Origin of the sequence: Sphingomonas sp. ABOLE (assembly GCF_003950455.1) — a bacterium.
In the GTDB taxonomy this organism is placed as follows: Bacteria; Pseudomonadota; Alphaproteobacteria; order Sphingomonadales; family Sphingomonadaceae; genus Sphingomonas; species Sphingomonas trueperi.
This window is the reverse complement of sequence record NZ_QQWY01000012.1, coordinates 64,211-88,886: the sequence shown is the minus strand read 5'-3', so window position 1 is coordinate 88,886 and position 24,676 is coordinate 64,211. Positions and strand designations below refer to the sequence as shown.

Genomic DNA, 24,676 nt, shown 5'->3' with positions numbered 1-24,676 from the left:
CAACCCGCACCCGAATCACGCTTTGTTCTCGTTCTCAAGCGGCACGCTGCTCCGCTTCGACCACTTCCGCGGCGAGCGCCCGGTCAACCTGATCCTGCGTCAGCGCGCCACATGCGAGGCCGAGGCTGCGTATCTCAGGCTTCATGCGTCGGATCTCGTCGTCGCTCATCGGCGCAACCTCCTCCTCTTCGGCGACTTCGCGGCGCCGCGCCTCGGCCGCCATTTGCCGCAGCCGCTCGCACGCAAGGCGGTGGCGAGCCATCAGCCCGGCGGCGAGGGTGCGGATCACGCCCTCGATCTGGTTCGCGAACTGCATCGGCTGGTGCAGCGCCGCTTGGGCAGCCTCGCGGGCAACGCGGCCCGGCAGATCGCCAAGAGCGGTCACCATCACGCTCAGCCAGGCGTCGGCCTGATCCTGGCTGATGCCGGGCGAAACCTTGGTCAGCAGCAGGGACAGGTCCTCGCGCAGCCCCACGCTGAGCTTTGACGCGAGGGTCAGCGGGCCGGGCTCCGCCTCCTTCAACGGCGCGAGGCCGCGCTCATACCGGGCCAGCAGCGGAAAGAGCTCCAAGCCCTCCGCCAGCGCCATCGCCTCGCTGAGCGTCCAGTTCGAGCCGCTCGCGAAAGCGGCGACTGCTCTCGATTGGTCCGCTCGGTCGGCCGTGATGAGGTGATTTGCCATGTCGCAAGCATCCTTCGATGAATGATTTTGGGTCGATCGCGCCTTCGCGCTGGGCCTTGCCGAGTGCGGTGATCACCGCCTCCGCGCCGTGGTCGCGCTTCCACTTGCCGAGGATCCGGCCCGCGGCGTCCGGGGCCATGCCGGCCGCGCCGAGCAGCTGGCGTCCTGCGTCGAACATGACCTTCTCGGCATCGGGTGGGCTTGGCGGCGCCGCGGCGCCCGATGCGTCAGCATCGGAACTAGTATGTCCCTGTCCCTCTCTCTGTCCCTGTCCCTTGGATGCCTCGTCCTTGGGGACTTCTGGCTGTGTCCCTAGGGACAAATTGGGGACTTGGACGGGCTTGTCCCTTGCAAGGAACTCCTCAAGGGTCGGGGATGGCAGGTCCGTGCCGTTGCGCTGGTTGGCCTTCTTGATGCGCGCCAGCTCGGTGCGCCAGCGCTGCTCTTGCTTCCGGCGCCACGCCTCAATCACCAGCTCGGCAACAACAGGATGGTAGAGGCGGCCGTCGCTGCACATCACGAAGCCTCGCATTGCGTCCGCGCGGTGCTTTCGAAAGGTGCGAACGTCGCGCCCAAGCCCGCATAGCCGGGCGAGCACCGCGTCATTGTCGGGCAGCGAGCCTGCGGGCACCTGGTGCCACGACGACGCCCAGAGCAGCACCGCATACCAACAGGCCTCCGGGTGCGCCTCGGCCGCTAGATCGCTGTCGCGCAGTCGGGCGACGTGCAGCGGCATGAAAGGGAAATCCTGAAGGTCAGCATCCGCCGGCGTCAGGGGCGCGGGGTGTGTCATTGGGCCGGAGGCTCCTGGACTTGGATGGAGACGAGCACGCGCCCGCCCTTCACCGGCTCGGCCATGATCGGCCGCTGCAGGCGGAACAGCTTGTCGTCGACGCCGAGCGCCCCGGCGATGCCGTCGAGGTAGGCCTTCAGGCTGGCGATCGCGTTGTCCTCATCGGGGGCGGCGCGCGTCTTCGGGTGGAAGGTCAGGGTGACCGCCAGAGGCGTGTCCGCGGGGAAGCGCGGGCGACCGGCTGCGATCACAGCCTCACCGCCGACCCGCCTCGCCTTCTTCTTCGCCTTGTGAACGGCCATGTGGTGCCCGCGCCCGTTGGGGCTGAGGATGCGGGGCGGCCAAGGAAGCTCTGCGATCATCAATCTCGATACTCGTGCGCGTGGGGCGGTGCGCCGCCGGATTGAGCCCGGCGGCGCTGTCGTGCTCAGGCTTCCGGCTTACCCACCAGGACGGGCAGCTCCGTCTCGACGCGGACGCGCTCCAGCGATTCGCTGAAGGCGTGATCGAAGGTGCGGTCGGTGCGCCACAGCTCGAACCAGAAGGTCAGGCGTCCCTGCGCCGCGCGGTACCGGAGCCGGGCGGCGAGCCGGTACAGCGGCCCGTTGCGGAACACCGGGATCGCGATCAGGAACAGCGACGGCACCTTGAGCGGCGCACCATGTTCGTCGGTGTGCCGCGCTTGGAAGCGCACGACGCCCTCCCCGCTCGCCAGGTTCACCGCCTCCTGTACGATCGCTTCGTCGTTCACCTGCAGGCCGCGGGCGAGCTCCATCAGCTTGTTCGGCGTCGCGATGGTGTCCGGGCCGCCGAGAGTGTCGACCAGCCGCTGGAGATCTTCCGGGAGCGAATCCTCGCCGGGGATCAGGTAAAGCACGTCGATGATGCGGTTCTCGAGGAAGGCCGCGAACTCGGCCATCGTCATCTTCTCGTCATTCGCCTCGGCCCAGGCCTGCCACTCGTCGGAGAGCGGGAAGGCGAAGGTGGAGCGATGCTTGCCGAAGCGGGGATCGCCGGCCGAGCCGATGCGATGGTAGTCGAGAACCGCGGTAAGCGACGGGTTCTTGCGGTCGTCGTTCGCGAAGACGATCGAATCCGCATCCTTGAAGCGGTTGACGTGCTCGATCAGGCTGTCGAGCGACAGCATGGTTGCAGTGCCATGCCGGAAGCGCGGCTCGTCGCGATACGGTTCGAAGATCTTCGGATCGATCGGGTTCACGCTGTTCCCAGACCGGACGGCCAGCGCGCAGACGCCGGTCGACGGATCAAGCACCGTGATGACCTCGGCTTTGACGTAGTCTTCCACGAGGCTGCGGACATCCTGGACGAGATCGCCGGCGGGCACGGTGGCGGTGGTGTCGGTGGTTGCCATGGGTGTTTCCTCTCTTGGGGTCAGGCGTCGCGGAAGCCGCCGGCGCCGCCGACTTCGCGGACGCCGAACAGGTGGCCCTGCGCGGGATTGCTGGGGGTGAAGCGCATGTCCTCGGTGGTCCACATGACCGACTTCGGACGCTTGGCGACCGGCAGGTCGACCTTGTGCTTCGCGGCGATGCTGAACACGCGCCCTTCGAGGGCGAAGTCGAAGGTGAGCGTCAGCTTGCCCTTGGACTTGCCGCCGCTGTCGATGGCGGCGTTCGCCATCTCTCCGGCGAGGCTCTTCATCACCTCGGTCAGCTCGGCATCGAACTGGCCGTCTTCGAGGAAGCGGACGAAGTCCCCGAAGCTGTTGGCGGCGGGCGGCATGCGGCCCCCGTCGGCGGGCGGGATCGGCGGGAGTGCCGTCCCTCGTTCAGGCGTGGTGTTCACGGTGTTCTCCTTTCACAGGCTTGAGAGCGGTGACGCGGTTGTGGAACTTGGTGGCCTCGCCCTTCCGGGCGGCGGCCTGGCGCGCGGCGCGGGCGCGGCGGCGCTCGGCGAGCGCGCGATCGAGGTCGCGGGACAGCCGGGCGCGCTGAAGCCAGAGCGAGAGGCGGCGAGCTGCTTCGAAGATCGCCGGGCGCGTCACTGTTCGGCCTCTGCGAAGCCGACGCGCGCTTCGATGGGGATGAACACGAACCCGTCGATCTCGTGGCGCACGGGCGAAACACGCTCGTCTTCCATGCGCCAGACGCCGCCGACGCAGCGCGGCGCACCGCAGTCTGCCCAGACCTCGGCGACGGTACGGTGGGACAGGAACGGGTACCGCTCCCCTGCCCCGGCTTCAGCGCGCAAAGATGCGCTCGCAGAAGCTGCCTGGGCAGCCGCCGCGCCAATCGTGGCGATCATGGTGCACTCCTTCAGCCGGCCCCGCGCCGGCGGGTTATCCTCGGTTAGAGACCAGCCGTAGGCTCAGGCGCTCGCGAAGCCGGTCGATATGCTTGCCGGCGCTCTCGACGGCGGACGCCATGGCGGCCAGCTCGCGATCGTCGACGATGTTGTCGTCTTCCAGGGCCTCGGCGAGTTCTGCGAGCAGGGTTGCGAGCGCCGTGAAGCCAGCCCGGTCACTGCCCGCCCCGCTCTGCATCTCCACGAGCTTGAAGCCGAGCAGGTTGAAGACGGGATTGGCGAACCGGCCGTCCCAAGCCTTGCAGCCGAGTAGGAAGGCGAGCACGCCCATCTCCCCCTCGCCCTTGCGATAGCGCTCCGCCGAATCCTTCGACCGACCGAGCACCACGCCCAGATCCTGGTCGGTTGCGCCATCCTCGCGACGGATGTCGTCGAGACTGTCGCCGATCGTCTTGAGGAGCAAAGATGCCGTTACGGTCTGATATCGACCGTAGATCTGCTTGCCGCTCAACGTGCATCCTCCGGAGCATGGAAAAAGGAACCGGTCTCAGCGGGAAAGACGGGCGCGGATGCCAGGGAGGGGAGATCCGCGCCCGCTCCCGACACGCCGTCAGCGATCAGGGGGGCTTCGCTGACGGCCGAGAGGCCGCAATTTCGATCGGTGCAGGTGGCAGCGTCCGGGTGCCAGCCGCCCGAGCCGCAGCGCGAGCGGTGGGAGACGATCCTGGCGCGGATCGCCGCCTCGTGGTCGAGCGCGATCATGCTGCCTGGGCCTCATCGCGCACAGCTGCGGCAGCGGCCAGCGCCTCGAAGGAAACCTCATGCCCGAGCTCGTTCCCGATGGCGGCGATGTGCGACCAATACTTTGCAGGGATGACTCGGCCGCTGAGCGACCAAGACCGGACGGTCACATCAGCGACGGTTACGCCGCGGGACCGGAGCGCATCTGCAAGAGCCTTCGCCCCGCCTAACGCTTTGATTGTCGCGATATGATCCATAGCTCGAGCGTGCTACCAAACATAGCGCTACATAGCAACATGATTTGTAGCGCCGTTGCGTGCGACGGACGGATCATGCCCGAAGGACTAGACTTTCCGCACGAGCGGCTTGCATGGGCGCGACAGCGCGCGGGGTTTCCGGATAAGGCGGATTTCGCACGGGCTATGGGCGTAAACGCGACGACGTACCGTGCTTACGAGAACGGGCAGAACGGCTTTGCGAAACTCGCGGCTCAGTTCGCCAAGAGGCTTGGGGTAAGCGCGGAGTGGCTCCTAGAGGGCGGCCCACCGCCAACCGGTCCCATAGAGGTTGCCGATGTGCCGCCGGCTATGCTGGCGACCGCCGACGACGGCACGGTGGAGCTTCAACGCCTGGATCTATCCCTATCGATGGGTCCTGGCACGCTCATCGACGACTATGTCGAAGCCGAGCCGGTGCGCTTCGACCCGTCGTTCGTGCGACTGATCACGCGCGCGCCGTACCATCGCCTGAAGCTGGTGACCGGCATCGGCGACAGCATGTACCCCACGCTGAACTGGGGCGACACGATCATGATCGACACGACCGATCGTGCGCTCGGCAAACAGGACGCGATCTACTGGATCTCGGTCTACGGTGCATCCGGGCTGAAGCGGCTGCGGGCGATCGGGAAGGGCAGAGTGCTGGTGGTGTCGGATAATCCTTCGGTGCCAGACCAAGAGGTTGATGCTGAGGATCTACGGATTGAGGGGAGAGCGGTATGGTTCGCACGCGGACTGTAATCGCCGCTATCTGCTTGAGCGCGGTTCCAGCTTGCTACAGCACAGCCAGCGAGACGCAACGTATTCAGCTCTCTTGTGAAGGCGTAGATATATCGTTCGGACGAATATCTACCGGTATCTCGTCCATAAGCACGCTGCCAACACAGCGTTATATCATCGATCAAGGCAAGAAGCGGATCTACCACATCCTTTCTGACGGGAGTGAAGATGACGTTTGCTACAAGCCCGTCGGGTGCAAGGTCGAATTAACGGAAAGGCGGTTTTTCGCACGGCTTGATCTGGGTGGCGGCAGTGAATCGACCGTGAGCATTGATCGCCGAAGCGGACTGGCTACCGTGATACTGTCCGTTGGTGATGATCGCACTAGGGTTTACAATCTCTGGAACATGACCTGCGATAAAGCCGGCGATGCAGCTATGCCAGCCAACCGGTTCTGAAATGTTTCGATCGATGAGTCTGTCGGTGGTCGGCGCAGACTACGCGAATAAGCGCGGCCCGACCCGCCGCTTCGAAATCGCGATGTGCATCCCCGGTGAGCCGACAGAGCTGCGCCCGGAGCCGGGCAACCCGGCCGATCCGCAGGCTGTCGCAGTCTACAGTGCCCGTGGTATCCAGATCGGCTACCTCACCGCTGAGCGTGCGCCTTGGATCGGCAGTATGATCCGCAATGGCCGTGAAATGGCGGCCATCTTCCAAGCTCCGACACCCTACGGCGCACTAGTGCGCCTGGCATTCGACGGCGATCGACCTGAGCTGCCGCCCGCGCACGAGCCTGTGCAAGAGGTGGACTGGGACGGTGTCGATCCTGTCTACGACGAAAACTGAGAGCGAGCAGCGCTACATTTCATGTTGACATGCTACAAAACGTAGCGAATAGATAGCGCGATCGCAGCATTCGGCTGCGCGGAGCTATCGATGCAACAGCATCCCTCACTCAACGACCCCGACGTCCTGCAGGTAGTCGACGACTTCCGCAGCGACGTGCTGGCCATCCGCGATATCACCCGCCCGCTGGTCGGCATGCCGTTCGACGATCCGCGCCGCGCCACCATCGGTGCCCAGGTGCAGCAGCACATGGACGGCATCGACCTGCGCGCCGGGCGCCTGGGCATTTCCGGCCTGGTGCTGTTCGAGCTGATCAACATGGCGCTCGATGCGGAGCGTGTGGTTGGCGACGGTCCGTGGTTCGTGTCGCTGTTCCCGAACAAGGTGTGCGCCACCGCGCATGGCGTGATCGACTATCGGTTCACCGATCCGGTGCAGGCCGCATCGTTCCTGGGTTCGTGCCGCCGCGACGGCGGGCGCGTCCTCTCCAACGTGCAGGCGGCCGCATGAAGCCCGCCCCTGTCCGCTTCCGGGCCAGCCAGCGCCCCGAGGATACCAAGCACTGGGGTGCGCTCTGCATCGCCACCGAGCGCCGCGCGCCGTTTAAGGCCGCCCAGCCGAAGGAGCGCCCCGCGCTCTATTGGTGGCCGCTGTGACGTTCCCCCGGCAGCCCGAGCACATCAACCTTTCGCCCTCCGGCTGGAGCCCGTGGATTGGCTGGGGTGAGACCCGCGAGGATCGCTTCACCCGCGCCCAGGTGGCGGAGATGCAGCGGCTCGGCATCGATCCCGTCAACCCGCCGCGGGTCGTGACTGTCTATCGCGAGGCGACGCAGCGCGAGGATGGGCATCGCCGCGGCTCCCTTCCCAAGGTCTTTCAGTTCGATTGCCCGGTGCTGTCGGTCACCAAGGACAAGCGCCTGCGCGTGATCGCGCCGAACGGCGACGTGAAGATCGTCATGGAGGACGGCTGGGCGGCCGAGCCGGATCCGTTCAACCGCCACCTCGTAAACGAAAGGAAAGCCAAGTGAGGATTTCCTTCTCCGGCGCCGTCTGCTGGCTAGGCGCGGTCCTGCTCGCCAGCATGCTCATTCGGTGCGTCGTAGCGACGTACCAGCCCCGATCCCCCGAGGTGGCCTCCGCTACCCCCACCCTCGTGGTCGCAAGCAGCGCACAAGCGCGCACCCTCGCTCCGGCCGCGGAGGCCGGCCGGAGCACCTATCAAGGGCAGCACCAATGAGCGCCGACAAGCCGCACGAACGCTTCAGCGCCCAGGCGACCTTCTACCTTCGCAACCTCGATCCTGAGGACCTGCAGGCGGAGGCTATCGCCGTCCACTACCAGGACCCGCCGCGGCCCAGCGAGAGCGGTGGTACCACCATCAGCCTGCGCTTCCCGGCCCTGATCGTAGCACACTACGTCGCTGAGGGGGGCGCGGTGGCTGAGAAGGTGGCCCGGATCCTCAACGCTCATTGGGACGACGAGTGATGGCCTATGCCGACCGCACCGAAGTCGCCTTCGAGAAGTCGATCGCCGAGATCGTCGGAATGCTCCGCCGGGCGGGTGCGCAGTCGATCGGGCAGATGGACGAGCCGACGCGGTTCACCATCCAGTTCGCGCTCGCCGACCGCCTGGTCCGCTTTGCGATCGCGATGCCCTCGATCGAGGACGCGCCGAAGCGCGACGGCCGCGGCGCAGCGCTGGATGCGAAGCAGCGGTCCACACGTCGCGAGCAGATGGTCCGCCAGCGCGGTCGCGCGCTGATGTTGGTGATCAAGGCGAAGCTGGAGAGCGTCGAGAGCAAGGTCGAGACCTTCGAGGAGGCCTTCCTCGCCAACGTCGTCATGGCGAACGGTCAGACGCTCTACGAGCGCGTCGCCGAGCCGATCGCTGTCGAATACCGGACCGGCGCTGTGCAGCCGTCCTCCACCCTCTTTCTATCGGGGCCGCGAAATGGCTGAGAACACGAAAATCGAGTGGGCGCACCACACCTTCAACCCGTGGATCGGCTGCACCAAGGTCGGCCCGGGCTGCGATCACTGCTATGCGGAGACGCTGGCCACCAGCCGCCTCGGCGTGATCTGGGGTAACGAGGGCGAGCGCCGCCGCACCGCCGCGTCGACGTGGAAGCAGCCGCGCCGCTGGAACAACCGGGCGGCCGCGCGCGGCGTGCGGGAGCGCGTCTTCTGCGCCAGCCTGGCAGACGTGTTCGACAACCGCGCAGATCCCGCCGTGCGCGCCGAGCTGTTCCAGCTGATCCGCGAGACGCCGCAGCTCGACTGGCTGTTGGTGACGAAGCGCATCGGCAACGCCGCGGCGATGGCCGAGGCCGCCGGCGGCATGCCGGAGAACGTCTGGCTGGGCGCGACGATCGTGAACCAGGAAGAGGCGAACCGCGACATCCCGAAGCTGCTGGCGACGCCCGCCAGCGTGCGCTTTCTGTCGATGGAGCCCCTGCTCGGTCCGGTCGACCTTGAGGTCGCATGGCACGGCGAGAACGCGCTCTATTCGGAGTGCTGGGGCGACTGCTCGTGGTGCAAGAATGGCCACCCGCCGCTGCACAACTGCGCCGCCGGACGGCAGAGCGAAGCCGACTGGATGAAGGCCCGCTCGGGGCTCGACTGGGTGATCGTCGGCGGAGAGAGCGGCCCGGGCGCACGGCCGATGCACCCCGACTGGGCGCGCCAGCTGCGCCAGCAGTGCGCGGACGCGGGCGTGCCGTTCCTGTTCAAACAGTGGGGCGAGTGGCGCGAGTGGGATGACGGCAATGGGAACCCCGAGCCGGAGGAAGTCGAGGACGACTCCGAATACGCCGACATGGTCTATGCCTCAGCGATCCGGCCCGCCCTCATCTCCGCCGACGGCAGCGTCTACAGCCGCGACGAGCTGCCCGAGGAGGTGCCGTGCCGCCTGGTCGAGCGCGTTGGCAAGCGCGTCGCCGGCCGCCTGCTCGACGGCGTCGAACACACCGCGTTCCCGGGCGAGGTGACCCATGGCTGACACGATCGACGAGGCGAACGCGCTCGCCGAGCAGCACCTCGAGCGCAGCCTGCGCGCGGCGCGGCAGCCGATCCCCGTCGGCGCGCCGGGCGAGTGCGAGGGATGCGGCGATGACATGCCCCGGCTGGTCGACGGCCTCTGCGGCTTCTGCCGCGACGGGAGGCGCCGGTGAGCGTGATCGATCGCTCCTCGCGGCCGGAGGTCCGCAACCCGGTCCTTGGCCTTCCCGCTGCGGTGCAAGCGCTGCGCTCGCTTGACCCCCAGCAGCGCGCTGCCCTGAAGGTCGTGTTGATGGAAATCCGGAAGGAGGCGCTGTCGCGGGAGCGGGAAAGCTACCGCCGACGGAAAGGCCCCATGGTTTCCTACTGGATGGCCGCGGCGACCTACCTGAAGCACATCGCTCATGCTCTTGGGAAGCAGCACGCATGAAGACGCAGAACCTCTTCGGCGACGCATCGATCGTGCAAGCCGAGTTCGTCGAGATGACGGTCGCCTCGCTGCTGGCCTATTGGGACCAGCACGAGCACATCGCGGTGGCTTGGTCGGGCGGGAAAGACAGCACCGCGCTGGTCACCCTCGTGGTGAACCTCATCGAAGCTGGCAAGCTGCCCCGCCCCAAGAAGCTGTACGTGTTCTACGCGGACACCCGGCAGGAGCTGCCGCCGATCCAGCGCAGCGCCGAGCTGATCATGGAGAAGCTGCGCGAGCGCGACTGGATTGAGGTAATCGTCGTCCGGGCGAACCTCGACAAGCGCTTCTGGGTCTACATCCTCGGGCGCGGCGTGCCGCCGCCGAACAACAACACACTCCGCTGGTGCACCCGGCAGATCAAGGTGGAGCCGATGACATCGGCGCTCGAGCAGGCGCTGCAGGGCATCGAGGGCTCCGCGCTGATGCTGACCGGCGTGCGCCAGGGCGAGAGTGCGGTGCGCGACGGACGGATCGCAATGAGTTGCTCGAAGGATGGCGCCGAGTGCGGCCAAGGCTGGTATCAGCAGGTGCTGCCGGAGGCGAAGGGCATCCGCGGCAGGGTCGCCACGCTGGCGCCTCTTCTGCACTGGCGCGTCTGCACCATCTGGGACTGGCTGAAGGTGTTCGCGCCTATGCCCGAGTTCGGGGCTTGGCCGACACAGATCTTGGCGGACGCTTACGGCGGCGACGACGCGACGGAGCTGGCGGCGCGCACCGGCTGCATCAAGTGCCCGCTGGCCTCTGCCGACACGGCACTCGACTATATCATGACGCTCGACGCATGGGCGCATCTAGAGCCGCTCAACCGGCTGCGCGCGCTCCATGAATGGCTCAGGAAGCCGGCGCAGCGGCTCCGCAAAGCCGGCGCCGAGCTGCTCAAGTCGGGCGAGCTGGCGAAGAACCCGCAGCGGATGGGGCCGATCACCTTGGAAGCCAGGCTGCAAGCGCTCGGGGAGCTGCTGGCGATCCAGGCGGAGATCAATGCAGCCGCCGCGTCGCGCGACCGGCCGGGCATCGACCTGATCAACGCCGAAGAGGAGGCGCGCATCCGCGGCCTGATCGCTGCCGGCACCTGGCCGGACGGCTGGGATGGTGATGAGCCGATCGCCACGACTTGGCTCGACAAGGTCAACCAGGACGGCTCGATCGAGCCGATCCTCTTTCGGGAGTTGGTGGGACAATGACGCTCGCTCGAACCGATACCCGCGAGGCCGACCGCCGCCTCGTCGAGAAGATCCACGCGCATATCACCTTCGGCCGCCACGACCTCGTGTTCGCCGCGATCGACCGCGTCCGCGAGGAAGCGATCGCGCGCACGAAGCTGAGCGAGATGCCGGAGGCGCAGCGCCGCATGCTGCTCGCCAGCCGCCCCGACGACGTCACCGGCGAGGAAGGTATCGGCGTGGAGTTGCGCACCGGTGCCGACATTGCCGTCGCGAAGGCGCTCGAGCGACGCGGCCTCGGCACCCGCGAAGAAGGCGGCTCGCTGCCCGGCATGTACTGGTCCAACCCCGAAGGCCTGGCGCTTCGGAAGTTCCTGATGGAGAGCGCGAGGTGACCAAGAAGATCAGCGATCAATCCACCGCCTTAGTTATCCTCGCCGTTATGCGTGGGAACAGGTCTTTAGCTAGCCTATCGAGGCGACGTCCACTTACATGCGACGGCCTGCGCTCGTACGCCTCTTCCGCCTTGGCCAATACACGGATGCAACGCTCAACATCCAGAAATTTAGCGTCAAACATCAAAGCCTCCATTATGTGAGAGGCTCCGTATACATTCCATCCGCGAGATTTACGAGGGGTATTGACCATGTCGTCAATACCCCGATTTCCCTTAATACTTACGACGACGCGCGTCGCAGGACAAAAGGAGCTCAAAAATGCACATCGAGGCGCGGGAGGAGTTCGCCCGCAATTACAGCCGCCAGCGGGACAGCTTGCTGCGGCTCGCAGCCGTGAAGCAGCGCACCGGGCTGGGGCGCACCACCATTTATCGGAAGATCGCGGCCGGCACCTTCCCGAAGCAGGTCAACATCAGCGTCGGCTTAGTCGCATGGTACGAGCGCGAAATTGATGCTTGGGTGGCGGATCCGATCGGATGGAGCGGCGAGCACGGCGCTGCGCGAGCTGATTGACGACACACCGGGAAAAGGCATAGCTCTCTCTATTGAGGGGGAGTCAAATGCCAGTTCACGAACGCGGGGCGGAAGAAGGCGCGCCGATCAGCCTGTACCTTGATCTGGCCCCTGGGCGGGTCGCCGACCTAAGTGTTGTAGCTTATGCGGCGCTGGCGTGGGACGCCTTGATCAAGGAGATCGCGTCAGTAGTAGACCCTTCCCTTGATGTTAGGGTTGAGCTTGTCAGCGGAGAGGACGGTAGTCTTTGGCTGCGGAGCCTGATCAAGGCAATTTCAAAGGTTTCCAAGGAGCATCCTTGGACTGCGGGCGCGCTAAGCGCGATCGTGTCCACCTTCCTGATGTTCCCTGTCAACCACACCGTCGAGGACATGTGGAAGGAGATCTTTAAGGCAGCAGGTCATGAGGACGGCATCAGCGACGAGGACGCGAAGAAGATTGCCGACCACGTGACGGCGAACCTGCGCAACCAAGTTGCCGTCTCCCACAAGCAGCGGATCTTCCGAGAGGTTGAGCGTGACCCGTCAATTATCGGCTTGGGCTCCGCGCCAAACATCCATCGAAAACCGAAGACGCTTATTCCCCGATCGCAATTCTTCCTCTTGAGCGGCGAGCATGCGGCGGAAGTCGAAAGTTTTGAGCGTCGGGAAATTTGGAAACACGACTACAATGTGGTGCTCGTACGCCCGGTACTAGTCGCCGACCCCCGCCGGTGGCGCTTCCAACATGGCGGCGTAGAGTTCAGCGCTACGATGAACGACAGAGTATTTCTGAATGCCATTGGGGAGCGCCACACCGGCTTAGAGCTCGGTGAAGGCATTGAAATGCGCGTCGACCTGCGCGTGAAGCAGGAGCGTCACGCCGGAGCGTGGGTCGACAAAGAGCAGTTCGTTGAAAGGGTCATCTACCCCACACCTGCGATCACTTCCGGGCTACATTTCCCGTCGGACTAAGATCACGAAGCGGACCAGCAGCACGACGAATCCTACGGCCATGACTGCGCCCATGGCTCGTGGACTGATGAGGCCGATCACGGCCAGCGCGGCGAACGATACCACCCCGGCGATGAGCACTGCCGCCCATCCCGAGCACCGAGCGGCGCGCCCTCCATCATTAAGCGGAGGCTGAGAAGTCTGCCTACGTTCGCCCACGCGTCAGCCTATCATATGGAACGCTGAGCATCAAAACTCGATCGTCCGCATCGATGCCGCTCCCCTTTCAGTCACCGGCGCGGCTCCCCGATCAGGTCGTTCGCTCCGACCATCCCCTCCATCAGTAGATCGGCCCACTCCTGGGTGAGCTCGCGACGCCGCTCCATGTGCCCCGCTCGGTCGTAGGCTGCCTTCACCTTGTTCTCCGGCACGTGCGCCAGCATCAGCTCGATCACCTCGGCATCGCCGACGCGCTTGTGCTTGGTCGCCAGCCCGTTCATCGTGGTCGAGAACGAGGACCGCCAGCCGTGCGGCACGTGCCGGCCGTGGAAGCCGACCCTATTATAGAGGTAGCCGATCGCGTTCTCGCTCAGCGGCTTGTGGCTATGCCGCTGCCCCGGGAAGATTAGGCGGTTCCGGCTGGTCAGGCGCCGCACCGCGCGCAGGACGTCGATCGCCTGCCAGCTGAGCGGAATGGTGTGCTCGAACGATTCCTCGTCCTTCAGGTCCAGGATCAACTTCATCCGCGCCGCCGGCACGCGCCAGATTGCCAGCGGCGGCCCAGCCAGCCGATCGTCCCAATCGATCCCCTCGATTTCGACCCACTCCGCGCCGCGGACCATGCCCGGCCGGGCCTGGGTGAGCGCGAGGAAGCGCGAGGCCAGCTTCGTGATTGGGCTGGCGCCGGACGCCTCAGCCGCGATCAGCACCTCTCGCGCGCCCGGCACGTCAGTGATCGCGGGTTGGCGGCCCTTCTTCGGGAGCGGCTTGAGCGCCTTCACCACCGTCGCCGCCGGGTCGGCCGAAACCACGCCTTCCGAGACATACATCGCATAGATGCCGGAGATCCGTTGGCGCAGTCGCCGGGCGGTCTCGATCGCCCCGCGCTCTTCCACCTTGCGCAGAGCGCGCAGCACCATCGGCGTGTCGACCTCGGTGAGCGGGAAGCGCCCCAGCGCCGGGAAGATGTCGCGCTCGAGGCTGGTGATCACGTCCTCAGCGTGCACGGGAGCCCACCGCCCCTTCTGCAGGTCGTGCCAGGCGCGGGCCGCCTGCTCAAACGTCAGCTGCTTCGCCGCCTCGATCTCGGCGAGCCGCTTCTCCTCTTCCTTGCGCGCGCGGGCGCCGGACGGGTCGATGTTCTCTCGGATCAGCCGACGCGCCTCGTCGCGGCGCTCGCGAGCCTCGGCCAGCTTCACGGTCGGGTAGGGCCCGAAGGTGAGCAGCTTCTCCTGGTTGCCGAACCGGAACTTCATGCGGAACGACTTCAGGCCCGACGGCGCCACGTAGAGGAACAGGCCGCCCGCGTCGGCCATCTTGTACGGCTTCTCGCGCGGCTCGGCGCGCTTGATGGCAACTTCAGTCAGCATCGATACCCCCACGCAAAATGCGATACCCCGACTTGTACCCCCATAGCAGCGCGGCTTGATTGGAACAAATCGGGATCATTCTGCAGGACGTATAACGCAAAAAGGCGCTGAAATCAGCGCCTTTCGGTATCGTTCTGAACTGTTTGGAATGGCCCTATGGCGGAGAGGGAGGGATTCGAACCCTCGGTACGGTTACCCGCACAACGGTTTTCGAGACCGCCCCGATCGACCACTCCGGCACCTCTCCGCTAGGGAGGATACGCGCTTCGGGAAGGCCCCGCACCGCGTACCGGTCGCTGTGAGGCGCGGCCACTAGCGCAAAGTTTTGGGGGCCGCAAGCAGGGTTCTTCAAGTTTTTTCGCGATCGCGGAAAGCGCATGCGCCACCCTGCCCCTTCCCGGATCGGGAACGGCAGGCCGCGCACCGTTGCCGTTGCGCCTCCGCAACCCTAGATTGGGGAAATGTCAGAAACCAATGGTTCGCTTCTTTCCATCGACTCGGGCACGCCGATGCCGCCGATCGCCAGCGCGCGCTTCGCCATCGGCGACGTGGTGCGCCACCGCCTGCTCGATTTCCGCGGCGTGATCTTCGACGTCGACCCCGTCTTCGCGAACAGCGACGAATGGTATGATTCGATTCCCGTCGACATGCGGCCGGCCAAGGACCAGCCCTTCTACCATCTGCTCGCCGAGAATGCCGATTCGACCTATATCGCCTATGTCAGCCAGCAGAACCTGGTGGCGGACGACAGCGACGAGCCGGTTGACCATCCCGGAATCAGCGGGCTTTTCGACAGCTTCGACGCAGGTCGCTACCAGCTGAAGCCGAACCATCGCCATTAAGCGCGCGTGACTCGGAAAATCGCAGTTTCGTCTTGCGGAACGGTTGACATTCCCGCCCCCCTCGCATAGTTGCGCCCTTCCTCCTGCCGAGGTGCAACCTTGGCGGGCACATGCATTTGAACCAGAGAAGAGACCGATGTTCGCTATCGTGCGCACGGGCGGCAAGCAGTATCGCGTTGCCGCAGGAGACAAGATCGTCGTCGAGAAGCTCGACGGCGAAGCCGGTTCGTCGGTGACGCTGGGCGACGTCCTGCTGGCCGGCGAAGGCGGCGAGCTGAAGGCTACCGACGGCCTGACCGTTTCTGCCGAAATCGTCGCGCAGGCGAAGGGCGAGAAGGTCATCGTCTTCAAGAAGCGTCGTCGTCACAACTATCGCCGCAAGAACGGCCATCGCCAGCAGCACACGATCCTCAAGATCACTGCCATCGGCGCGGCCCAGTAAGCGACTGACGAGACACGAGGAGTATAGACAATGGCACATAAGAAGGCAGGCGGCTCGTCCCGCAACGGTCGCGACTCTGCTGGCCGCCGTCTTGGCGTGAAGAAGTTCGGCGGCGAGACGGTTCTCGCCGGCAACATCCTCGTGCGTCAGCGCGGCACCAAATTCTACCCGGGTGTGAACGTGGGCATGGGCAAGGACCATACCCTTTTCGCGCTCGTCGAAGGCCGCGTGTCGTTCAAGGAAGGCAAGCTTGGTCGCAAGTTCTGCTCCGTAGACATGATTGCCGAGGCGGCCGAGTAACATCGGGCGACCGTACGGGTTGCCCACCAGGGCGACCCGGGTTCGGATGAACCAACGCGAAAAGGGAGACGGGTCGCCCCGGTCTCCCTTTTTTATTGCTCCCCTGACACCGCGGCGAAACAGCGATGCCATATCGGCATGCGCATAAGCCGCAGGACCGAGGAGAGTGGTCATGTTCGTGCGGACCCAGAGATTGACGTTACGTCCCGGCTGGCCCGAGGACGCCCCCACCCTAGCCCGGGCGATCGACCATGAGGCCGTCGTGCGCAATCTGTCGCGCGTGCCCTGGCCCTATTCGATCGAAGCGGCCGAGACCTTTCTCGCCCATTGGACCGACACGCGCTTCCTGGTGTTCGAGCACCAGGGCGGCAGCGTGGCGTTGATCGGCTGCGTCGGCATCGATGCGGCCGGCGGCGAGGCGCACGAGCTCGGCTATTGGTACACGCCGTCCGCCTGGGGCAAGGGCTATGCCACCGAAGCGGCGCGCGGCGTGCTCGCCGCGGCGCGCGCGTCGGGCATCCGCCGGGTGACCTCGCGCCACGCGGTCGACAACCCCGCCTCGGGCCGCGTGTTGCGCAAGCTGGGCTTCCAGCCGACCGGCCGCGTCGAGCCGCTCTGGTCCAAGGGTCGCGGATGCGAGATGGCGTGCGTCGGCTTCGAGCTGGATCTCGACGCCGAAGGCTGCCGATCGGGGCCGGAACCCCGCCTCGCGGCGTGACGCCTTCCCGTCCTTCCTCCAAGGGGGGAGGATGGGCGCGGCGCTTCCCACCGCGCGCGAGCTCGACTAAGCCGGCCATATATGGACACAAGGCCAGCAGCTTGACGACCAAGGCGGCGCGCCGGCGCCTCTCCCCCGGAGAATCGCGCGATGCCGCGCTCGAAGCCGCCCGCGCGCTGCTGATCGAGGACGGCCCGCAGGCGGTGACGCTCAAGGCCGTCGCCGCGCGGATCGGTCGGACGCACGCCAACCTGCTCCATCATTTCGGCTCGGCGGCGGGGCTGCAAAAGGCGCTGGCGGCGAGCATGGCCGAGACCGTCACCGCCAAGATCGGCGAGGCGGTGCTGCGCGCCCGGACCACCGACCACGACCTGCGCGAGGTGGTGGCCCTCACCTTCGACGCGTTCGGCCGCGAGGGCGCGGGCGCACTGGCGAGCTGGATGCTGCTCACCGGCAATCAGGATGCGCTCGACCCGATCCTGGAGGCGATCCACCGGCTGGTCGACCGGATCAGCGAAGGCACCGATTCGCGCGCGCCGCTGCGCGAGGAAACGCTGCAGCTGACCCTGATGGCGCTGGGCGACGCGCTACTCGGCGCCCCCATGGCCCGCGCGCTGGGCCTCCCGCGCGACACGGCGCGCGACCTGGCCGCGGCGATGCTGCGTGAGCGGATCGAGGCAGCGAGCGAAGGGCCGTAACGCGCGACGCGGCGCCCTACTCCGCCGCCTGCCCCATTCGCTGGGCTTCGCCCGCCACGGCCTCGCGCACCGCGCGCGCGAGCGCCGCGACGGTGAACGGCTTGCGGAGCACCGGGCGGTCGCGGAGCTGCTCGGCGCTCGCCTCGCCGGTGAAGCCGGTGACGAACAGCACCGCGACCCCGGTCAACGTCGCCTCGACCGCGGCAATCATTTCCGGGCCGGTCTGGCCGGGCATCAGCACGTCGGTCATCACCAGATCGAGCGAGGCCATCGCCGCGATCGCCGTCGGCGCGTGGAGCGGATCGGCGCAGCCCACCGCCCGGTGGCCCAGCTCGCGCAGCGCCGCCAGCGTGGCAGCCAGCACGCGGGGATCGTCCTCCACGACGAGAATGTCGTAGCTCTCGCCCACCTTCTCCTCCGCCGACTCGATGACCACGGGCGCCGTGACGGTGCCGGTCAGCGCGCCCTTGTAGCGCGGCAGGTACAGGGTGACCGTGGTGCCGGCATCGGGCGCGGTCTCGATCGCGATGCCGCCGCCCGACTGGCGGACGAAGCCGAAGATCTGGCTGAGCCCCAGCCCCGTCCCCTTGCCCACCGGCTTGGTGGTGAAGAAGGGCTCGAACACGCGCTCCAGCACCTCGGGGGTCATGCCGCAGCCATCGTCGCGGACGGCGACCGAGACATAGTCGCCCGCCGCGCAATGCCCGACCTCGTTCGCCGCCAGCCGCGATTCGCCGGTGGTGATCACCAGCGTGCCGCGCCCGTTCATCGCGTCGCGCGCGTTCACCGCCAGGTTGAGCACCGCGTTTTCGAGCTGGTGGCGGTCGACCCAGATCCGCCACCCCATGCCGCGGTCCTGCGCCTCCACCCGGATCGCGTCGCCCAGCGTACGATCCAGCAGGTCGCGCATCCCGCGAATCAGCGCGCCGGCATCGACCGGCTCGGGCGCCAACGATTCGGAGCGCGAAAAGGCGAGCAACTGGCGGGTGAGCGCGGCGGCGCGGTGCGCGCCCTCCATCGCATTGTCGAGATGGCGCGCGGCTTCGCGGGGATCGCTTTCGATCTGGCGGCGCGCCAATTCCACCCCGCCCAGCACGACGGCCAGCATGTTGTTGAAGTCATGCGCGATACCACCGGTCAGCTGACCCACCGCGTCCATCTTCTGCGCCTGGCGCAGCTTGGCCTCGGCGACCTCGCGCTCGCGCGCTTCCTCGCGCAGCTGGGCGGTGGCGGCGGCAACGGCTTCGCGCAGTTGCCCCGTCCGCTCGCGCTCCCAGGCGGCGTCGGCATCGGCGAGCGCACGATCGCCCTGCGCCTCGATCGCGAGCCACCCAAAGATGACGGCGCCCAGGGCAATCACCAGGCCGAAGCCGCTGAGCACGCGCGAGGCATAGCTGCTGTTCTCGATCAGCTGCGCCGCCGCGCGGGTGCGGTCGCGCAGCAGCCGTCGTTCCTGCTCGACGATATCGTCGAGGATCGCTTCGACCTGCTTGCGCGCCGCGCTCTCGCGGACCTGATAATAGGCGCCAAACGCGTCGCTGTTGCGCTTGTAGGTGGTGTAGAGCGCAGTCGCGTCGAGTTCCTTGCCACGCTCGGCGAAGGCGCGCTGCAGCTGGCGGACCTCGGCGAACAGCGTCGGGTTGTCGCCGGTCAGCTGGCGCAGCCGCTGGAGCTGCTCGCCGGCCTTGCCCCATTGATCGCTATATTGCTGGCCGAGATTGCGATCGGCGCTCACCACATAGCGGCCCAGCGCCGCCTCCGCCGAGGCGATGCCGCCGGAGAGCTGGTTGGCGCGCAGAATCACTTCGAAGCTGTGCTGCTGGAGCGCGATCGCCCGGTCCCGCTCGAGATCGGTGCGCTGCTGGATCAGGATCAGCGCGCCGAGCACGAGCACGCCGGCCACTGCCAGCGCCGCCAGCAGCACCAGGCGCCAGTTCTTCGCGTGAACCGAACGCTCCAGAGACGGGATCGCTTCGCTCATCCGGCCCCGACTCTAGGCGCTTGGGACGAAAGTGAAAAGGCCGGTTAGACGATGACCCCCACGGCCTCCCCGGCCGCGCGGAACATGCCCAGCACGCGCTCGATCTGCTCGGGGCGATGCTCGGCGCAGAGCGAGCAGCGCAGCAGGAAGGTGCCGGCCGGGGTCGCCGGCGGGCGCGCCATGTTGACGTACAGGCCGTTTTCGAGGAGCGCCTGCCACATCACCACCGCCTGCTCCTGGTCCTCCAGGATCACCGCGATGATGGCGCTTTCGGGCGTCTCGGTGCCGAGCTTGAAGCCCATCGCCTTCAGGCCGCCGTGCAGTGTGCGGGCATTCTCCCACAGCCGGGCGCGCTTCTCGTGCGCGGTCATCAGCTTGCGGATCGAGGTCGCCGCGGTCGCCACTACGCTGGGCGGCAGCGAGGCGGTGAAGATGTACGGGCGGCAGGCCAGGCGGATCGCCTCGAACTTGGGGTGGTTCGAGATGCAGAAGCCGCCGACGGTGCCAACCGACTTGGAGAAGGTACCGACGACGAAATCGACGTCCGCTTCCAGCCCCTGGTCCTCGTACACGCCGCGGCCGTTGGGGCCGAAAAAGCCCATCGAATGCGCTTCGTCGACCAGCACCATCGCGCCGTGCTTCTTGGCGACGGCGACCATTTCCTTGAGCGGCGCGATGTCGCCGAGCATCGAATAGACGCCTTCCAGCACCACCAGCTTGCCGGCTTCGGCGGGCAGGCGGCCGAGGCGCTTGTCCAGGTCCGTCACGTCATTGTGGCGGAAGCGGACGATCTCGGCATTGCCCTGCTTGCAGCCGTCATAGATCGAGGCGTGGCTGTCGGCGTCGAGGATGATGTACTCGCCCTTTCCGGCGAGCGTCGAGATCATGCCCAGATTGGCCATGTAGCCGGTTGAGAACACGATCGCGCCCGACACGCCGTAGAAGTCGCGCAGCGCCTGCTCGACGTCCATATGGTCGCGGAAGGTGCCGTTAAGCATGCGGCTGCCGTTGGTACCCGAGCCGAACTGGTCGAGCGCGTCCTTGCCGGCCTTGATCACGTCCGGATCGAACGTCATGCCCATATAGTTGTAGGTGCCGAGCAGGATCGTGTCCCGGCCCTTGATCACCGCTTCAGTCGGCGACTTCACCTGCTCCATCACGATCGCGAACGGGTCGATCACGCCGCTGTCGAGCAGCGCCTGCCGCTCGGCGATCAGGCCGTCGAACTTGCTCATCAGGTCGGTCATGCGGTTCAGCCCTTGAGCTTCTGCACGGCGTCGACCAGCTGGCCGACATTCTCGATCTCGGCCTGCATGTTCATGGTGATGACGATGTCGAACTCGTCCTCGATCGCGGCGACGAAATCCATCACCGTCAGGCTGTCCCATTCGAGATCGCCCGCGAAGGTGGTAGTTTCGGTGAGCGCGACTCCCTTCTTGTTGAAGGGTTCGATCTGCGCGGCGACGATGTCGAAGATTTCTGCACGGTCAGTCATGCGGCCGGTCCTTAGTGTGATCGGCCGCAGGTGCCAAGCGAATGCGGCGAAACCGGGCCCGTGGCGGGGCAGTGCCCGAAAGGTCAGGCCGCCGCCGCATCCCCGCTGCCCGCGGTGAGCACGCCGTACACCCACAGGTCCATCTGCGCGGCGATCTTCTGGAGCAGACTGGGGTGGAAATGGGTGACGTCTGCCATCTCCTCATAGCTGTCGAGCAGGTCGGCCACTTCCAGCAGGAAGATGCGGCCGGGATTCTCGCGCGCCATCTGCCGCCAGATCGCGTTGAAGATTCGCGCGCGCTCGGGCGAATGGTTGAGGCCCAGCCGATACTTCTCGATCGGCGCGTCCTCGGGCGGCAGCACCACCAGCATGCGAAGGTCGTTCTCGATCAGGTGGATACACAGCCGCAGCACACACTTCTGGTAGACGCCGCGTTCCAGCAGGTGCCATTTCCCCGGCCAGCGCACGTCGAGATAGTCGACGGTCGCGCCATAGACGAGGAAGGGCGGGAAGTGCTGCGCCTTGTAGCTGTCGTCGTCCATCATCCGCAGCGCGAAAAGGCGGGGATTGTTGTCGAAGTCGATCGCCGGACGATATTGGCTGTAATGCGCGATGCCGCCGGACTGGCAGTCGAACATGATGCGGATTCCCGCCTCGCCCGCTAGCTGGCCACTGCGCTCGGCGCGGATCGCGGCCCGAACGTCGGGCTCGTCAAAGCCATGGTCCTCGATCCAGTCCGGAGACACCCGGCTGAAGCGGCCGTCGAGCGCGCTGAAATCGGCATCGGGCCAGTTCCCCCGGATCTTGCCCAGCGCATATGCCTCCAGCCCCATGTGCATCGCGCGGCACGAGAAGGTGAAGTGGACCAGCTTTTGCTCGACGCGGTCGTACATGACGAAGCCGACCAGCCCGTAGCGGCCATATTTGTCCCAGGCGAAGATCGACCAGCTGTCGTGGCGGGTGACGTTGATGATGTCGCGCTCGAGCTGGGCGGCGTCGACGCGCGACTGGGTGTAGTTGAGCTGGTTGGCGCGGTTGATCAGCTCGGCGATGCGCGGCACGAACTCGAGGTTGTCCATGATGAACGGCGCGCAGGCGCAGAGGCCCGAGGCGCGCAGGAACGCCTCGTTGGACTGGCCTTCCACCGCGCCGCGGTCGCGCTTCTTGGCTTCGAGGATCCGGTACTCGGCGACACGGCTGCGGGTGCCGGTCTGGATCGCGAGCAGGCCGGCGAGCTGCTCGTCGGCATCGGCGGCGGTGGCGTCGAGCGTCTGGATCTCGGGCAGGGCGTGGCGCACTTCGGCGAGATTGTGCGGGTTATCGTCGATGAAGAGAACGTTGACCGCGCGCAGCTGCATGTCTGCGATGATGCCGCGGATCGCCTCGGCCTTGGGGGTGAAGGCGATGTGCGGGAAGACGAATTCGTCCCAGAGCCCGAACGCCTCCAGGCGGGCCTTCGCCGCGTCGAAGTCGTTCTTCGAGCAGATCGAGGAGACCACGCCGCGCGCGTTGAAGGCGCGGACCATCTCGGCGCGCTGCTCGAACAGCGCGACCGCGTCGCCATCGGCGAGCGTGCCCCGCCACAGCGTGTCGTCGAGGTCCCAAAGGATGAGCTTGATCGGGGCGTTCCACATGCACCCTTTATAGAATGGTTAAGCGGCGTCCGGGCTCAGAGCAGCCCCTTGGTGCGGTACCAGCGTGCGGTCTCCTGAAGGCCCGTCTCGGTCTCCACCTGCGGCGTCCAGAGGTTGGCTGGCGCACGGTGCGCGGGATCGGCCACCCAGTCGGGATGGCAGAAGTACGACACGCGATCGGGGGTGAGCTTGGCGCGCTTGCCGCGCAGCAGCCGGTCGACGCGCGCGCCGAGCATCAGCACCGCCTTGGGCAGCGACAGCGCGAGCACCCGCCGTCCCACCGCCCGGCCGATGGCATGGGCGAATTCGGGATGGGTCCACCCCCCTGCCCGGCCGTCATCGGGGTCGACCTCGCCGGGGAAGCGATCGGCTGCGGCGAGCGCCAGCAGCAGCCGGCCGAGGTCGCCGACTTCGATCACCGAGATCCGGCCGCCCGGCGGCAGCAGCGCCAGCCCGAAGCGGGCGACGCGGAACAGCTCCAGCATCTCCAGGTCGCCCGGACCATAGATCGCCGGCGGGCGGACGATGGTCCAGTCGAGCCCGGAATCGCGGACCAGCTTGTCCGCCTCGCCCTTGGACCAGCCATAGCCGGAAAGCCCCGGCTCGCGGCTGGCGAGCGAGGAGACATGGACGTAGCGGCGCACACCTGCCTGCTTGGTCGCGGCGAGCATGTTGGCGGTGCCGGTGATGTTGCCGTGCGCGAAGCCCTCGCGGTCGGGCGCGTTGACCACGCCGGCGACATGGATGACCGCATCTGCCCCGGTGCAGAGTTCCGTCAGCGCCGCGGTCGCATCGAGATCGCCGCGGACCCAGGTGACGCCGTCGCGTGCCGGCTGGTCACGGCGGGTGAGTGCGCGGACCTGGTGCCCCGCCTTCAGCGCAAGCTCGATCAGCCGCGATCCGACGAAGCCGGTGCCGCCGGTGACCGCGAACACGCTCACAGCAGTGCCATGTGGCTGCGGTGGACCAAAGCGGCGCGGGGGGCATAGCCGAGGATCCCGACCAGCTCCTCGCTGCGCCGCCCGACGATGCGCGAGGCATCGACATGGCCATATTCGGCGAGCCCGCGCGCGAGATGCTTGCCGTCCGGCCCCACCACAACAACGAGATCGCCGCGTGCGAAGCGGCCCTCGACGCGGGTCGCCCCGGCCGAGAGCAGGCTGCGGCCTTCCTTCAGTGCCTGCGCCGCGCCCTCGTCGATATGGATCGCACCCTTGGCGGTGAGTCCGCCGCGCAGCCACGCCTTGCGCGCCGCCGCGCCCTTCTGGCCGAGGAACAGCGTGCCGCGCCGCGACGTCGCGAGCCGCGCCAGCGGATGCTCCACCCGCCCATCGGCGATGGCGAGGTGCGCGCCGGCGCTCGTGGCAATCCGCGCCGCCTCGATCTTCGACACCATGCCGCCCGATCCCATGCCCGAGGCCGAGCCGCGATCGGCCATCGCCTCGATCCGCTCGTCGATCACGTCGACCAGCGCGATCAGCTGCGCATCGGGGTTGGTATTGGGGTTGGCGGTATAGAGCCCGTCGACGTCCGACAGCAGCACCACGCCCTCGGCATTGGCGGCGCTCGCAACGCGGGCAGCGAGCCGGTCGTTGTCGCCGAAACGGATTTCCTCGGTCGCGACCGAATCATTCTCGTTGATCACCGGCACCACGCCGAGGCGCAGCAGCCGGTCGAGCGTCGCCGAGACGTTGAGGTAGCGGCGGCGGTCTTCCAGATCGTCGAGCGTCACCAGCATCTGCGCGGCGGTGATGCCCTGGTCGTGGAGCAGCTCGGCCCAGATGCTGGAGAGCGCGATCTGGCCGGTCGCCGCAGCCGCCTGCGCATCCTCCAGGCTCGCGCGGCCGCCCTTGGGCAGCTTGAGCCGGCGCGCGCCGAGTGCGATCGCACCCGAGGAGACGATGACGAGCTGCTGCCCCTCACGGGCCCGCGCGCCGAGATCCGCGGTGAGTGCCGCCAGCCAGTCGCGGCGGATCTGCCCCTCGCGATCGACGAGCAGCGAGGAGCCCACCTTCACGACCAGCCGGCCGCAGGTCGAAGGGCTGAAGCCGATGGCGTCGGCAGGGCGTGCGAGCGCGGACATGCCCGCGCTCTTAGCGGTGCGGTTCGGCATCTG

36 protein-coding genes and 1 tRNA gene are annotated in these 24,676 nt (G+C 66.7%); 20 read left to right on the top strand and 17 right to left on the bottom strand.

Annotated features, from left to right (window positions below):
* Positions 1-34: 34 nt before the first annotated feature.
* The 9 genes from CA234_RS09660 to CA234_RS09620 all read right to left on the bottom strand — a co-directional run bounded on the left by CA234_RS09660 (position 35) and on the right by CA234_RS09620 (position 4,502).
* The gene (locus CA234_RS09660; RefSeq protein ID WP_126001547.1) at positions 35-589 is read right to left on the bottom strand and encodes a hypothetical protein; all 555 of its coding nucleotides are present in this window, start codon (positions 587-589) and stop codon (positions 35-37) included.
* Complete coding sequence (locus CA234_RS09655) at positions 540-1,418, bottom strand: DUF1376 domain-containing protein (RefSeq protein ID WP_206431155.1); 879 nt, start codon at positions 1,416-1,418, stop codon at positions 540-542. Before CA234_RS09655 ends, CA234_RS09660 begins: the two co-directional genes overlap by 50 nt.
* A gap of 53 nt (positions 1,419-1,471) precedes the next feature.
* Complete coding sequence (locus tag CA234_RS09650; RefSeq protein WP_126001545.1) at positions 1,472-1,777, bottom strand: hypothetical protein; 306 nt, start codon at positions 1,775-1,777, stop codon at positions 1,472-1,474.
* A 125-nt stretch (positions 1,778-1,902) separates the two neighbouring features.
* A complete protein-coding gene (locus tag CA234_RS09645) occupies positions 1,903-2,847 on the bottom strand; it encodes a DUF2303 family protein (protein ID WP_126001544.1) in 945 nt (314 codons plus the stop codon).
* Between the two features lie 20 nt (positions 2,848-2,867).
* Positions 2,868-3,281, bottom strand: coding sequence for a hypothetical protein (locus CA234_RS09640; protein ID WP_126001543.1), 414 nt, complete (start codon positions 3,279-3,281; stop codon positions 2,868-2,870).
* Positions 3,265-3,480, bottom strand: coding sequence for a hypothetical protein (locus CA234_RS09635; protein WP_126001542.1), 216 nt, complete (start codon positions 3,478-3,480; stop codon positions 3,265-3,267). Before CA234_RS09635 ends, CA234_RS09640 begins: the two co-directional genes overlap by 17 nt.
* Positions 3,477-3,740 (bottom strand): hypothetical protein, encoded by a 264-nt coding sequence (locus CA234_RS09630; protein ID WP_126001541.1) that lies wholly within the window; start codon positions 3,738-3,740, stop codon positions 3,477-3,479. Before CA234_RS09630 ends, CA234_RS09635 begins: the two co-directional genes overlap by 4 nt.
* A 34-nt stretch (positions 3,741-3,774) precedes the next feature.
* Positions 3,775-4,251 (bottom strand): hypothetical protein, encoded by a 477-nt coding sequence (locus CA234_RS09625; RefSeq protein WP_241213414.1) that lies wholly within the window; start codon positions 4,249-4,251, stop codon positions 3,775-3,777.
* The gene (locus CA234_RS09620) at positions 4,248-4,502 is read right to left on the bottom strand and encodes a hypothetical protein (protein WP_126001540.1); all 255 of its coding nucleotides are present in this window, start codon (positions 4,500-4,502) and stop codon (positions 4,248-4,250) included. Before CA234_RS09620 ends, CA234_RS09625 begins: the two co-directional genes overlap by 4 nt.
* A 311-nt stretch (positions 4,503-4,813) precedes the next feature.
* On the opposite strand from CA234_RS09620, the gene CA234_RS09615 reads away from it, so the two are divergent.
* The 15 genes from CA234_RS09615 (at position 4,814) to CA234_RS09545 (ending at position 12,882) form a co-directional block, all read left to right on the top strand.
* Positions 4,814-5,500 (top strand): S24 family peptidase, encoded by a 687-nt coding sequence (locus CA234_RS09615; RefSeq protein WP_164521762.1) that lies wholly within the window; start codon positions 4,814-4,816, stop codon positions 5,498-5,500.
* A complete protein-coding gene (locus CA234_RS09610) occupies positions 5,479-5,937 on the top strand; it encodes a hypothetical protein (protein ID WP_126001538.1) in 459 nt (152 codons plus the stop codon). The genes CA234_RS09615 and CA234_RS09610 overlap by 22 nt, the downstream gene beginning before the upstream one ends.
* A 13-nt stretch (positions 5,938-5,950) precedes the next feature.
* On the top strand, positions 5,951-6,325 hold the full coding sequence (locus CA234_RS09605; RefSeq protein WP_164521761.1) for an HIRAN domain-containing protein: 375 nt from the start codon (positions 5,951-5,953) through the stop codon (positions 6,323-6,325).
* A 90-nt stretch (positions 6,326-6,415) separates the two neighbouring features.
* A complete protein-coding gene (locus tag CA234_RS24855) occupies positions 6,416-6,835 on the top strand; it encodes a hypothetical protein (RefSeq protein ID WP_241213413.1) in 420 nt (139 codons plus the stop codon).
* Positions 6,832-6,981, top strand: a complete 150-nt coding sequence (locus tag CA234_RS24320) for a hypothetical protein (protein WP_164521760.1) — start codon at positions 6,832-6,834, stop codon at positions 6,979-6,981. Before CA234_RS24855 ends, CA234_RS24320 begins: the two co-directional genes overlap by 4 nt.
* Positions 6,978-7,355 carry a hypothetical protein gene (locus CA234_RS09595; RefSeq protein WP_126001536.1) on the top strand — a complete coding sequence of 126 codons (378 nt, stop codon included), beginning with the start codon at positions 6,978-6,980 and terminating at the stop codon, positions 7,353-7,355. The genes CA234_RS24320 and CA234_RS09595 overlap by 4 nt, the downstream gene beginning before the upstream one ends.
* A 205-nt stretch (positions 7,356-7,560) precedes the next feature.
* Positions 7,561-7,812, top strand: a complete 252-nt coding sequence (locus CA234_RS09585; protein WP_126001534.1) for a hypothetical protein — start codon at positions 7,561-7,563, stop codon at positions 7,810-7,812.
* A complete protein-coding gene (locus tag CA234_RS09580) occupies positions 7,812-8,285 on the top strand; it encodes a hypothetical protein (RefSeq protein WP_126001533.1) in 474 nt (157 codons plus the stop codon). The genes CA234_RS09585 and CA234_RS09580 overlap by 1 nt, the downstream gene beginning before the upstream one ends.
* Positions 8,278-9,324 (top strand): phage Gp37/Gp68 family protein, encoded by a 1,047-nt coding sequence (locus tag CA234_RS09575; protein ID WP_126001532.1) that lies wholly within the window; start codon positions 8,278-8,280, stop codon positions 9,322-9,324. The genes CA234_RS09580 and CA234_RS09575 overlap by 8 nt, the downstream gene beginning before the upstream one ends.
* The gene (locus CA234_RS09570) at positions 9,317-9,496 is read left to right on the top strand and encodes a conjugal transfer protein TraR (protein WP_126001531.1); all 180 of its coding nucleotides are present in this window, start codon (positions 9,317-9,319) and stop codon (positions 9,494-9,496) included. The genes CA234_RS09575 and CA234_RS09570 overlap by 8 nt, the downstream gene beginning before the upstream one ends.
* Entirely contained in the window at positions 9,493-9,753 is a 261-nt protein-coding gene (locus CA234_RS09565; RefSeq protein WP_241213412.1) for a hypothetical protein, read from the top strand. Before CA234_RS09570 ends, CA234_RS09565 begins: the two co-directional genes overlap by 4 nt.
* Positions 9,750-10,979 (top strand): phosphoadenosine phosphosulfate reductase family protein, encoded by a 1,230-nt coding sequence (locus CA234_RS09560; protein ID WP_126001530.1) that lies wholly within the window; start codon positions 9,750-9,752, stop codon positions 10,977-10,979. Before CA234_RS09565 ends, CA234_RS09560 begins: the two co-directional genes overlap by 4 nt.
* A complete protein-coding gene (locus CA234_RS09555) occupies positions 10,976-11,353 on the top strand; it encodes a hypothetical protein (RefSeq protein ID WP_126001529.1) in 378 nt (125 codons plus the stop codon). Before CA234_RS09560 ends, CA234_RS09555 begins: the two co-directional genes overlap by 4 nt.
* Before the next feature lie 321 nt (positions 11,354-11,674).
* Complete coding sequence (locus CA234_RS09550; protein WP_126001528.1) at positions 11,675-11,929, top strand: AlpA family transcriptional regulator; 255 nt, start codon at positions 11,675-11,677, stop codon at positions 11,927-11,929.
* A 47-nt stretch (positions 11,930-11,976) separates the two neighbouring features.
* Complete coding sequence (locus tag CA234_RS09545) at positions 11,977-12,882, top strand: hypothetical protein (protein WP_126001527.1); 906 nt, start codon at positions 11,977-11,979, stop codon at positions 12,880-12,882.
* 269 nt (positions 12,883-13,151) lie between these two features.
* Here the strand turns inward: CA234_RS09545 and CA234_RS09540 are convergent, their stop codons facing one another.
* The gene (locus CA234_RS09540; RefSeq protein ID WP_126001526.1) at positions 13,152-14,450 is read right to left on the bottom strand and encodes an integrase arm-type DNA-binding domain-containing protein; all 1,299 of its coding nucleotides are present in this window, start codon (positions 14,448-14,450) and stop codon (positions 13,152-13,154) included.
* A gap of 157 nt (positions 14,451-14,607) precedes the next feature.
* Positions 14,608-14,697, bottom strand: a tRNA-Ser gene (locus CA234_RS09535).
* A gap of 214 nt (positions 14,698-14,911) precedes the next feature.
* On the opposite strand from CA234_RS09535, the gene hspQ reads away from it, so the two are divergent.
* The 5 genes from hspQ to CA234_RS09510 all read left to right on the top strand — a co-directional run bounded on the left by hspQ (position 14,912) and on the right by CA234_RS09510 (position 17,450).
* Positions 14,912-15,292, top strand: coding sequence for a heat shock protein HspQ (hspQ, locus tag CA234_RS09530; protein WP_125977458.1), 381 nt, complete (start codon positions 14,912-14,914; stop codon positions 15,290-15,292).
* A 136-nt stretch (positions 15,293-15,428) separates the two neighbouring features.
* The gene (rplU, locus tag CA234_RS09525; protein WP_084580603.1) at positions 15,429-15,734 is read left to right on the top strand and encodes a 50S ribosomal protein L21; all 306 of its coding nucleotides are present in this window, start codon (positions 15,429-15,431) and stop codon (positions 15,732-15,734) included.
* A 30-nt stretch (positions 15,735-15,764) separates the two neighbouring features.
* Complete coding sequence (rpmA, locus tag CA234_RS09520; RefSeq protein WP_064313800.1) at positions 15,765-16,034, top strand: 50S ribosomal protein L27; 270 nt, start codon at positions 15,765-15,767, stop codon at positions 16,032-16,034.
* A gap of 193 nt (positions 16,035-16,227) precedes the next feature.
* The gene (locus tag CA234_RS09515) at positions 16,228-16,752 is read left to right on the top strand and encodes a GNAT family N-acetyltransferase (RefSeq protein ID WP_241213411.1); all 525 of its coding nucleotides are present in this window, start codon (positions 16,228-16,230) and stop codon (positions 16,750-16,752) included.
* Positions 16,753-16,853: 101 nt separating this feature from the next.
* A complete protein-coding gene (locus tag CA234_RS09510) occupies positions 16,854-17,450 on the top strand; it encodes a TetR family transcriptional regulator (RefSeq protein WP_125977456.1) in 597 nt (198 codons plus the stop codon).
* 16 nt (positions 17,451-17,466) lie between these two features.
* On the opposite strand, the gene CA234_RS09505 is transcribed toward CA234_RS09510, so the two are convergent.
* The 6 genes from CA234_RS09505 to proB form a co-directional block, all read right to left on the bottom strand.
* Complete coding sequence (locus tag CA234_RS09505) at positions 17,467-19,431, bottom strand: ATP-binding protein (RefSeq protein WP_125977455.1); 1,965 nt, start codon at positions 19,429-19,431, stop codon at positions 17,467-17,469.
* 44 nt (positions 19,432-19,475) lie between these two features.
* Positions 19,476-20,678 carry an aminotransferase class I/II-fold pyridoxal phosphate-dependent enzyme gene (locus CA234_RS09500; protein ID WP_126001525.1) on the bottom strand — a complete coding sequence of 401 codons (1,203 nt, stop codon included), beginning with the start codon at positions 20,676-20,678 and terminating at the stop codon, positions 19,476-19,478.
* Positions 20,679-20,683: 5 nt separating this feature from the next.
* The gene (locus CA234_RS09495) at positions 20,684-20,926 is read right to left on the bottom strand and encodes an acyl carrier protein (protein ID WP_019368784.1); all 243 of its coding nucleotides are present in this window, start codon (positions 20,924-20,926) and stop codon (positions 20,684-20,686) included.
* Between the two features lie 83 nt (positions 20,927-21,009).
* Positions 21,010-22,560 carry a hypothetical protein gene (locus CA234_RS09490; protein WP_126001524.1) on the bottom strand — a complete coding sequence of 517 codons (1,551 nt, stop codon included), beginning with the start codon at positions 22,558-22,560 and terminating at the stop codon, positions 21,010-21,012.
* A gap of 35 nt (positions 22,561-22,595) precedes the next feature.
* Positions 22,596-23,501, bottom strand: a complete 906-nt coding sequence (locus CA234_RS09485; RefSeq protein WP_126001523.1) for an NAD(P)H-binding protein — start codon at positions 23,499-23,501, stop codon at positions 22,596-22,598.
* Entirely contained in the window at positions 23,498-24,643 is a 1,146-nt protein-coding gene (proB, locus tag CA234_RS09480; RefSeq protein ID WP_125977451.1) for a glutamate 5-kinase, read from the bottom strand. Before proB ends, CA234_RS09485 begins: the two co-directional genes overlap by 4 nt.
* Between the last annotated feature and the right edge of the window lie 33 nt (positions 24,644-24,676).

What these genes read in the sequence shown, in the direction of transcription:
- CA234_RS09580 (WP_126001533.1), top strand. Translation starts at nt 7,812, where the DNA reads ATGGCCTATGCCGACCGCACCGAAGTCGCCTTCGAGAAGTCGATCGCC.
- CA234_RS09550 (WP_126001528.1), top strand. Translation starts at nt 11,675, where the DNA reads ATGCACATCGAGGCGCGGGAGGAGTTCGCCCGCAATTACAGCCGCCAG.
- CA234_RS09655 (WP_206431155.1), bottom strand. Translation starts at nt 1,418, where the DNA reads ATGCCGCTGCACGTCGCCCGACTGCGCGACAGCGATCTAGCGGCCGAG.
- CA234_RS09645 (WP_126001544.1), bottom strand. Translation starts at nt 2,847, where the DNA reads ATGGCAACCACCGACACCACCGCCACCGTGCCCGCCGGCGATCTCGTC.
- CA234_RS09615 (WP_164521762.1), top strand. Translation starts at nt 4,814, where the DNA reads ATGCCCGAAGGACTAGACTTTCCGCACGAGCGGCTTGCATGGGCGCGA.
- proB (WP_125977451.1), bottom strand. Translation starts at nt 24,643, where the DNA reads ATGTCCGCGCTCGCACGCCCTGCCGACGCCATCGGCTTCAGCCCTTCG.
- CA234_RS24320 (WP_164521760.1), top strand. Translation starts at nt 6,832, where the DNA reads ATGAAGCCCGCCCCTGTCCGCTTCCGGGCCAGCCAGCGCCCCGAGGAT.
- CA234_RS24855 (WP_241213413.1), top strand. Translation starts at nt 6,416, where the DNA reads ATGCAACAGCATCCCTCACTCAACGACCCCGACGTCCTGCAGGTAGTC.
- CA234_RS09505 (WP_125977455.1), bottom strand. Translation starts at nt 19,431, where the DNA reads ATGAGCGAAGCGATCCCGTCTCTGGAGCGTTCGGTTCACGCGAAGAAC.
- CA234_RS09620 (WP_126001540.1), bottom strand. Translation starts at nt 4,502, where the DNA reads ATGATCGCGCTCGACCACGAGGCGGCGATCCGCGCCAGGATCGTCTCC.
- CA234_RS09560 (WP_126001530.1), top strand. Translation starts at nt 9,750, where the DNA reads ATGAAGACGCAGAACCTCTTCGGCGACGCATCGATCGTGCAAGCCGAG.
- CA234_RS09610 (WP_126001538.1), top strand. Translation starts at nt 5,479, where the DNA reads ATGGTTCGCACGCGGACTGTAATCGCCGCTATCTGCTTGAGCGCGGTT.
- CA234_RS09585 (WP_126001534.1), top strand. Translation starts at nt 7,561, where the DNA reads ATGAGCGCCGACAAGCCGCACGAACGCTTCAGCGCCCAGGCGACCTTC.
- CA234_RS09490 (WP_126001524.1), bottom strand. Translation starts at nt 22,560, where the DNA reads ATGTGGAACGCCCCGATCAAGCTCATCCTTTGGGACCTCGACGACACG.
- hspQ (WP_125977458.1), top strand. Translation starts at nt 14,912, where the DNA reads ATGTCAGAAACCAATGGTTCGCTTCTTTCCATCGACTCGGGCACGCCG.
- rplU (WP_084580603.1), top strand. Translation starts at nt 15,429, where the DNA reads ATGTTCGCTATCGTGCGCACGGGCGGCAAGCAGTATCGCGTTGCCGCA.
- CA234_RS09605 (WP_164521761.1), top strand. Translation starts at nt 5,951, where the DNA reads ATGAGTCTGTCGGTGGTCGGCGCAGACTACGCGAATAAGCGCGGCCCG.
- CA234_RS09650 (WP_126001545.1), bottom strand. Translation starts at nt 1,777, where the DNA reads ATGGCCGTTCACAAGGCGAAGAAGAAGGCGAGGCGGGTCGGCGGTGAG.
- CA234_RS09500 (WP_126001525.1), bottom strand. Translation starts at nt 20,678, where the DNA reads ATGACCGACCTGATGAGCAAGTTCGACGGCCTGATCGCCGAGCGGCAG.
- CA234_RS09660 (WP_126001547.1), bottom strand. Translation starts at nt 589, where the DNA reads ATGGCGCTGGCGGAGGGCTTGGAGCTCTTTCCGCTGCTGGCCCGGTAT.
- CA234_RS09540 (WP_126001526.1), bottom strand. Translation starts at nt 14,450, where the DNA reads ATGCTGACTGAAGTTGCCATCAAGCGCGCCGAGCCGCGCGAGAAGCCG.
- CA234_RS09545 (WP_126001527.1), top strand. Translation starts at nt 11,977, where the DNA reads ATGCCAGTTCACGAACGCGGGGCGGAAGAAGGCGCGCCGATCAGCCTG.
- CA234_RS09555 (WP_126001529.1), top strand. Translation starts at nt 10,976, where the DNA reads ATGACGCTCGCTCGAACCGATACCCGCGAGGCCGACCGCCGCCTCGTC.
- CA234_RS09575 (WP_126001532.1), top strand. Translation starts at nt 8,278, where the DNA reads ATGGCTGAGAACACGAAAATCGAGTGGGCGCACCACACCTTCAACCCG.
- CA234_RS09630 (WP_126001541.1), bottom strand. Translation starts at nt 3,740, where the DNA reads ATGATCGCCACGATTGGCGCGGCGGCTGCCCAGGCAGCTTCTGCGAGC.
- CA234_RS09570 (WP_126001531.1), top strand. Translation starts at nt 9,317, where the DNA reads ATGGCTGACACGATCGACGAGGCGAACGCGCTCGCCGAGCAGCACCTC.
- rpmA (WP_064313800.1), top strand. Translation starts at nt 15,765, where the DNA reads ATGGCACATAAGAAGGCAGGCGGCTCGTCCCGCAACGGTCGCGACTCT.
- CA234_RS09495 (WP_019368784.1), bottom strand. Translation starts at nt 20,926, where the DNA reads ATGACTGACCGTGCAGAAATCTTCGACATCGTCGCCGCGCAGATCGAA.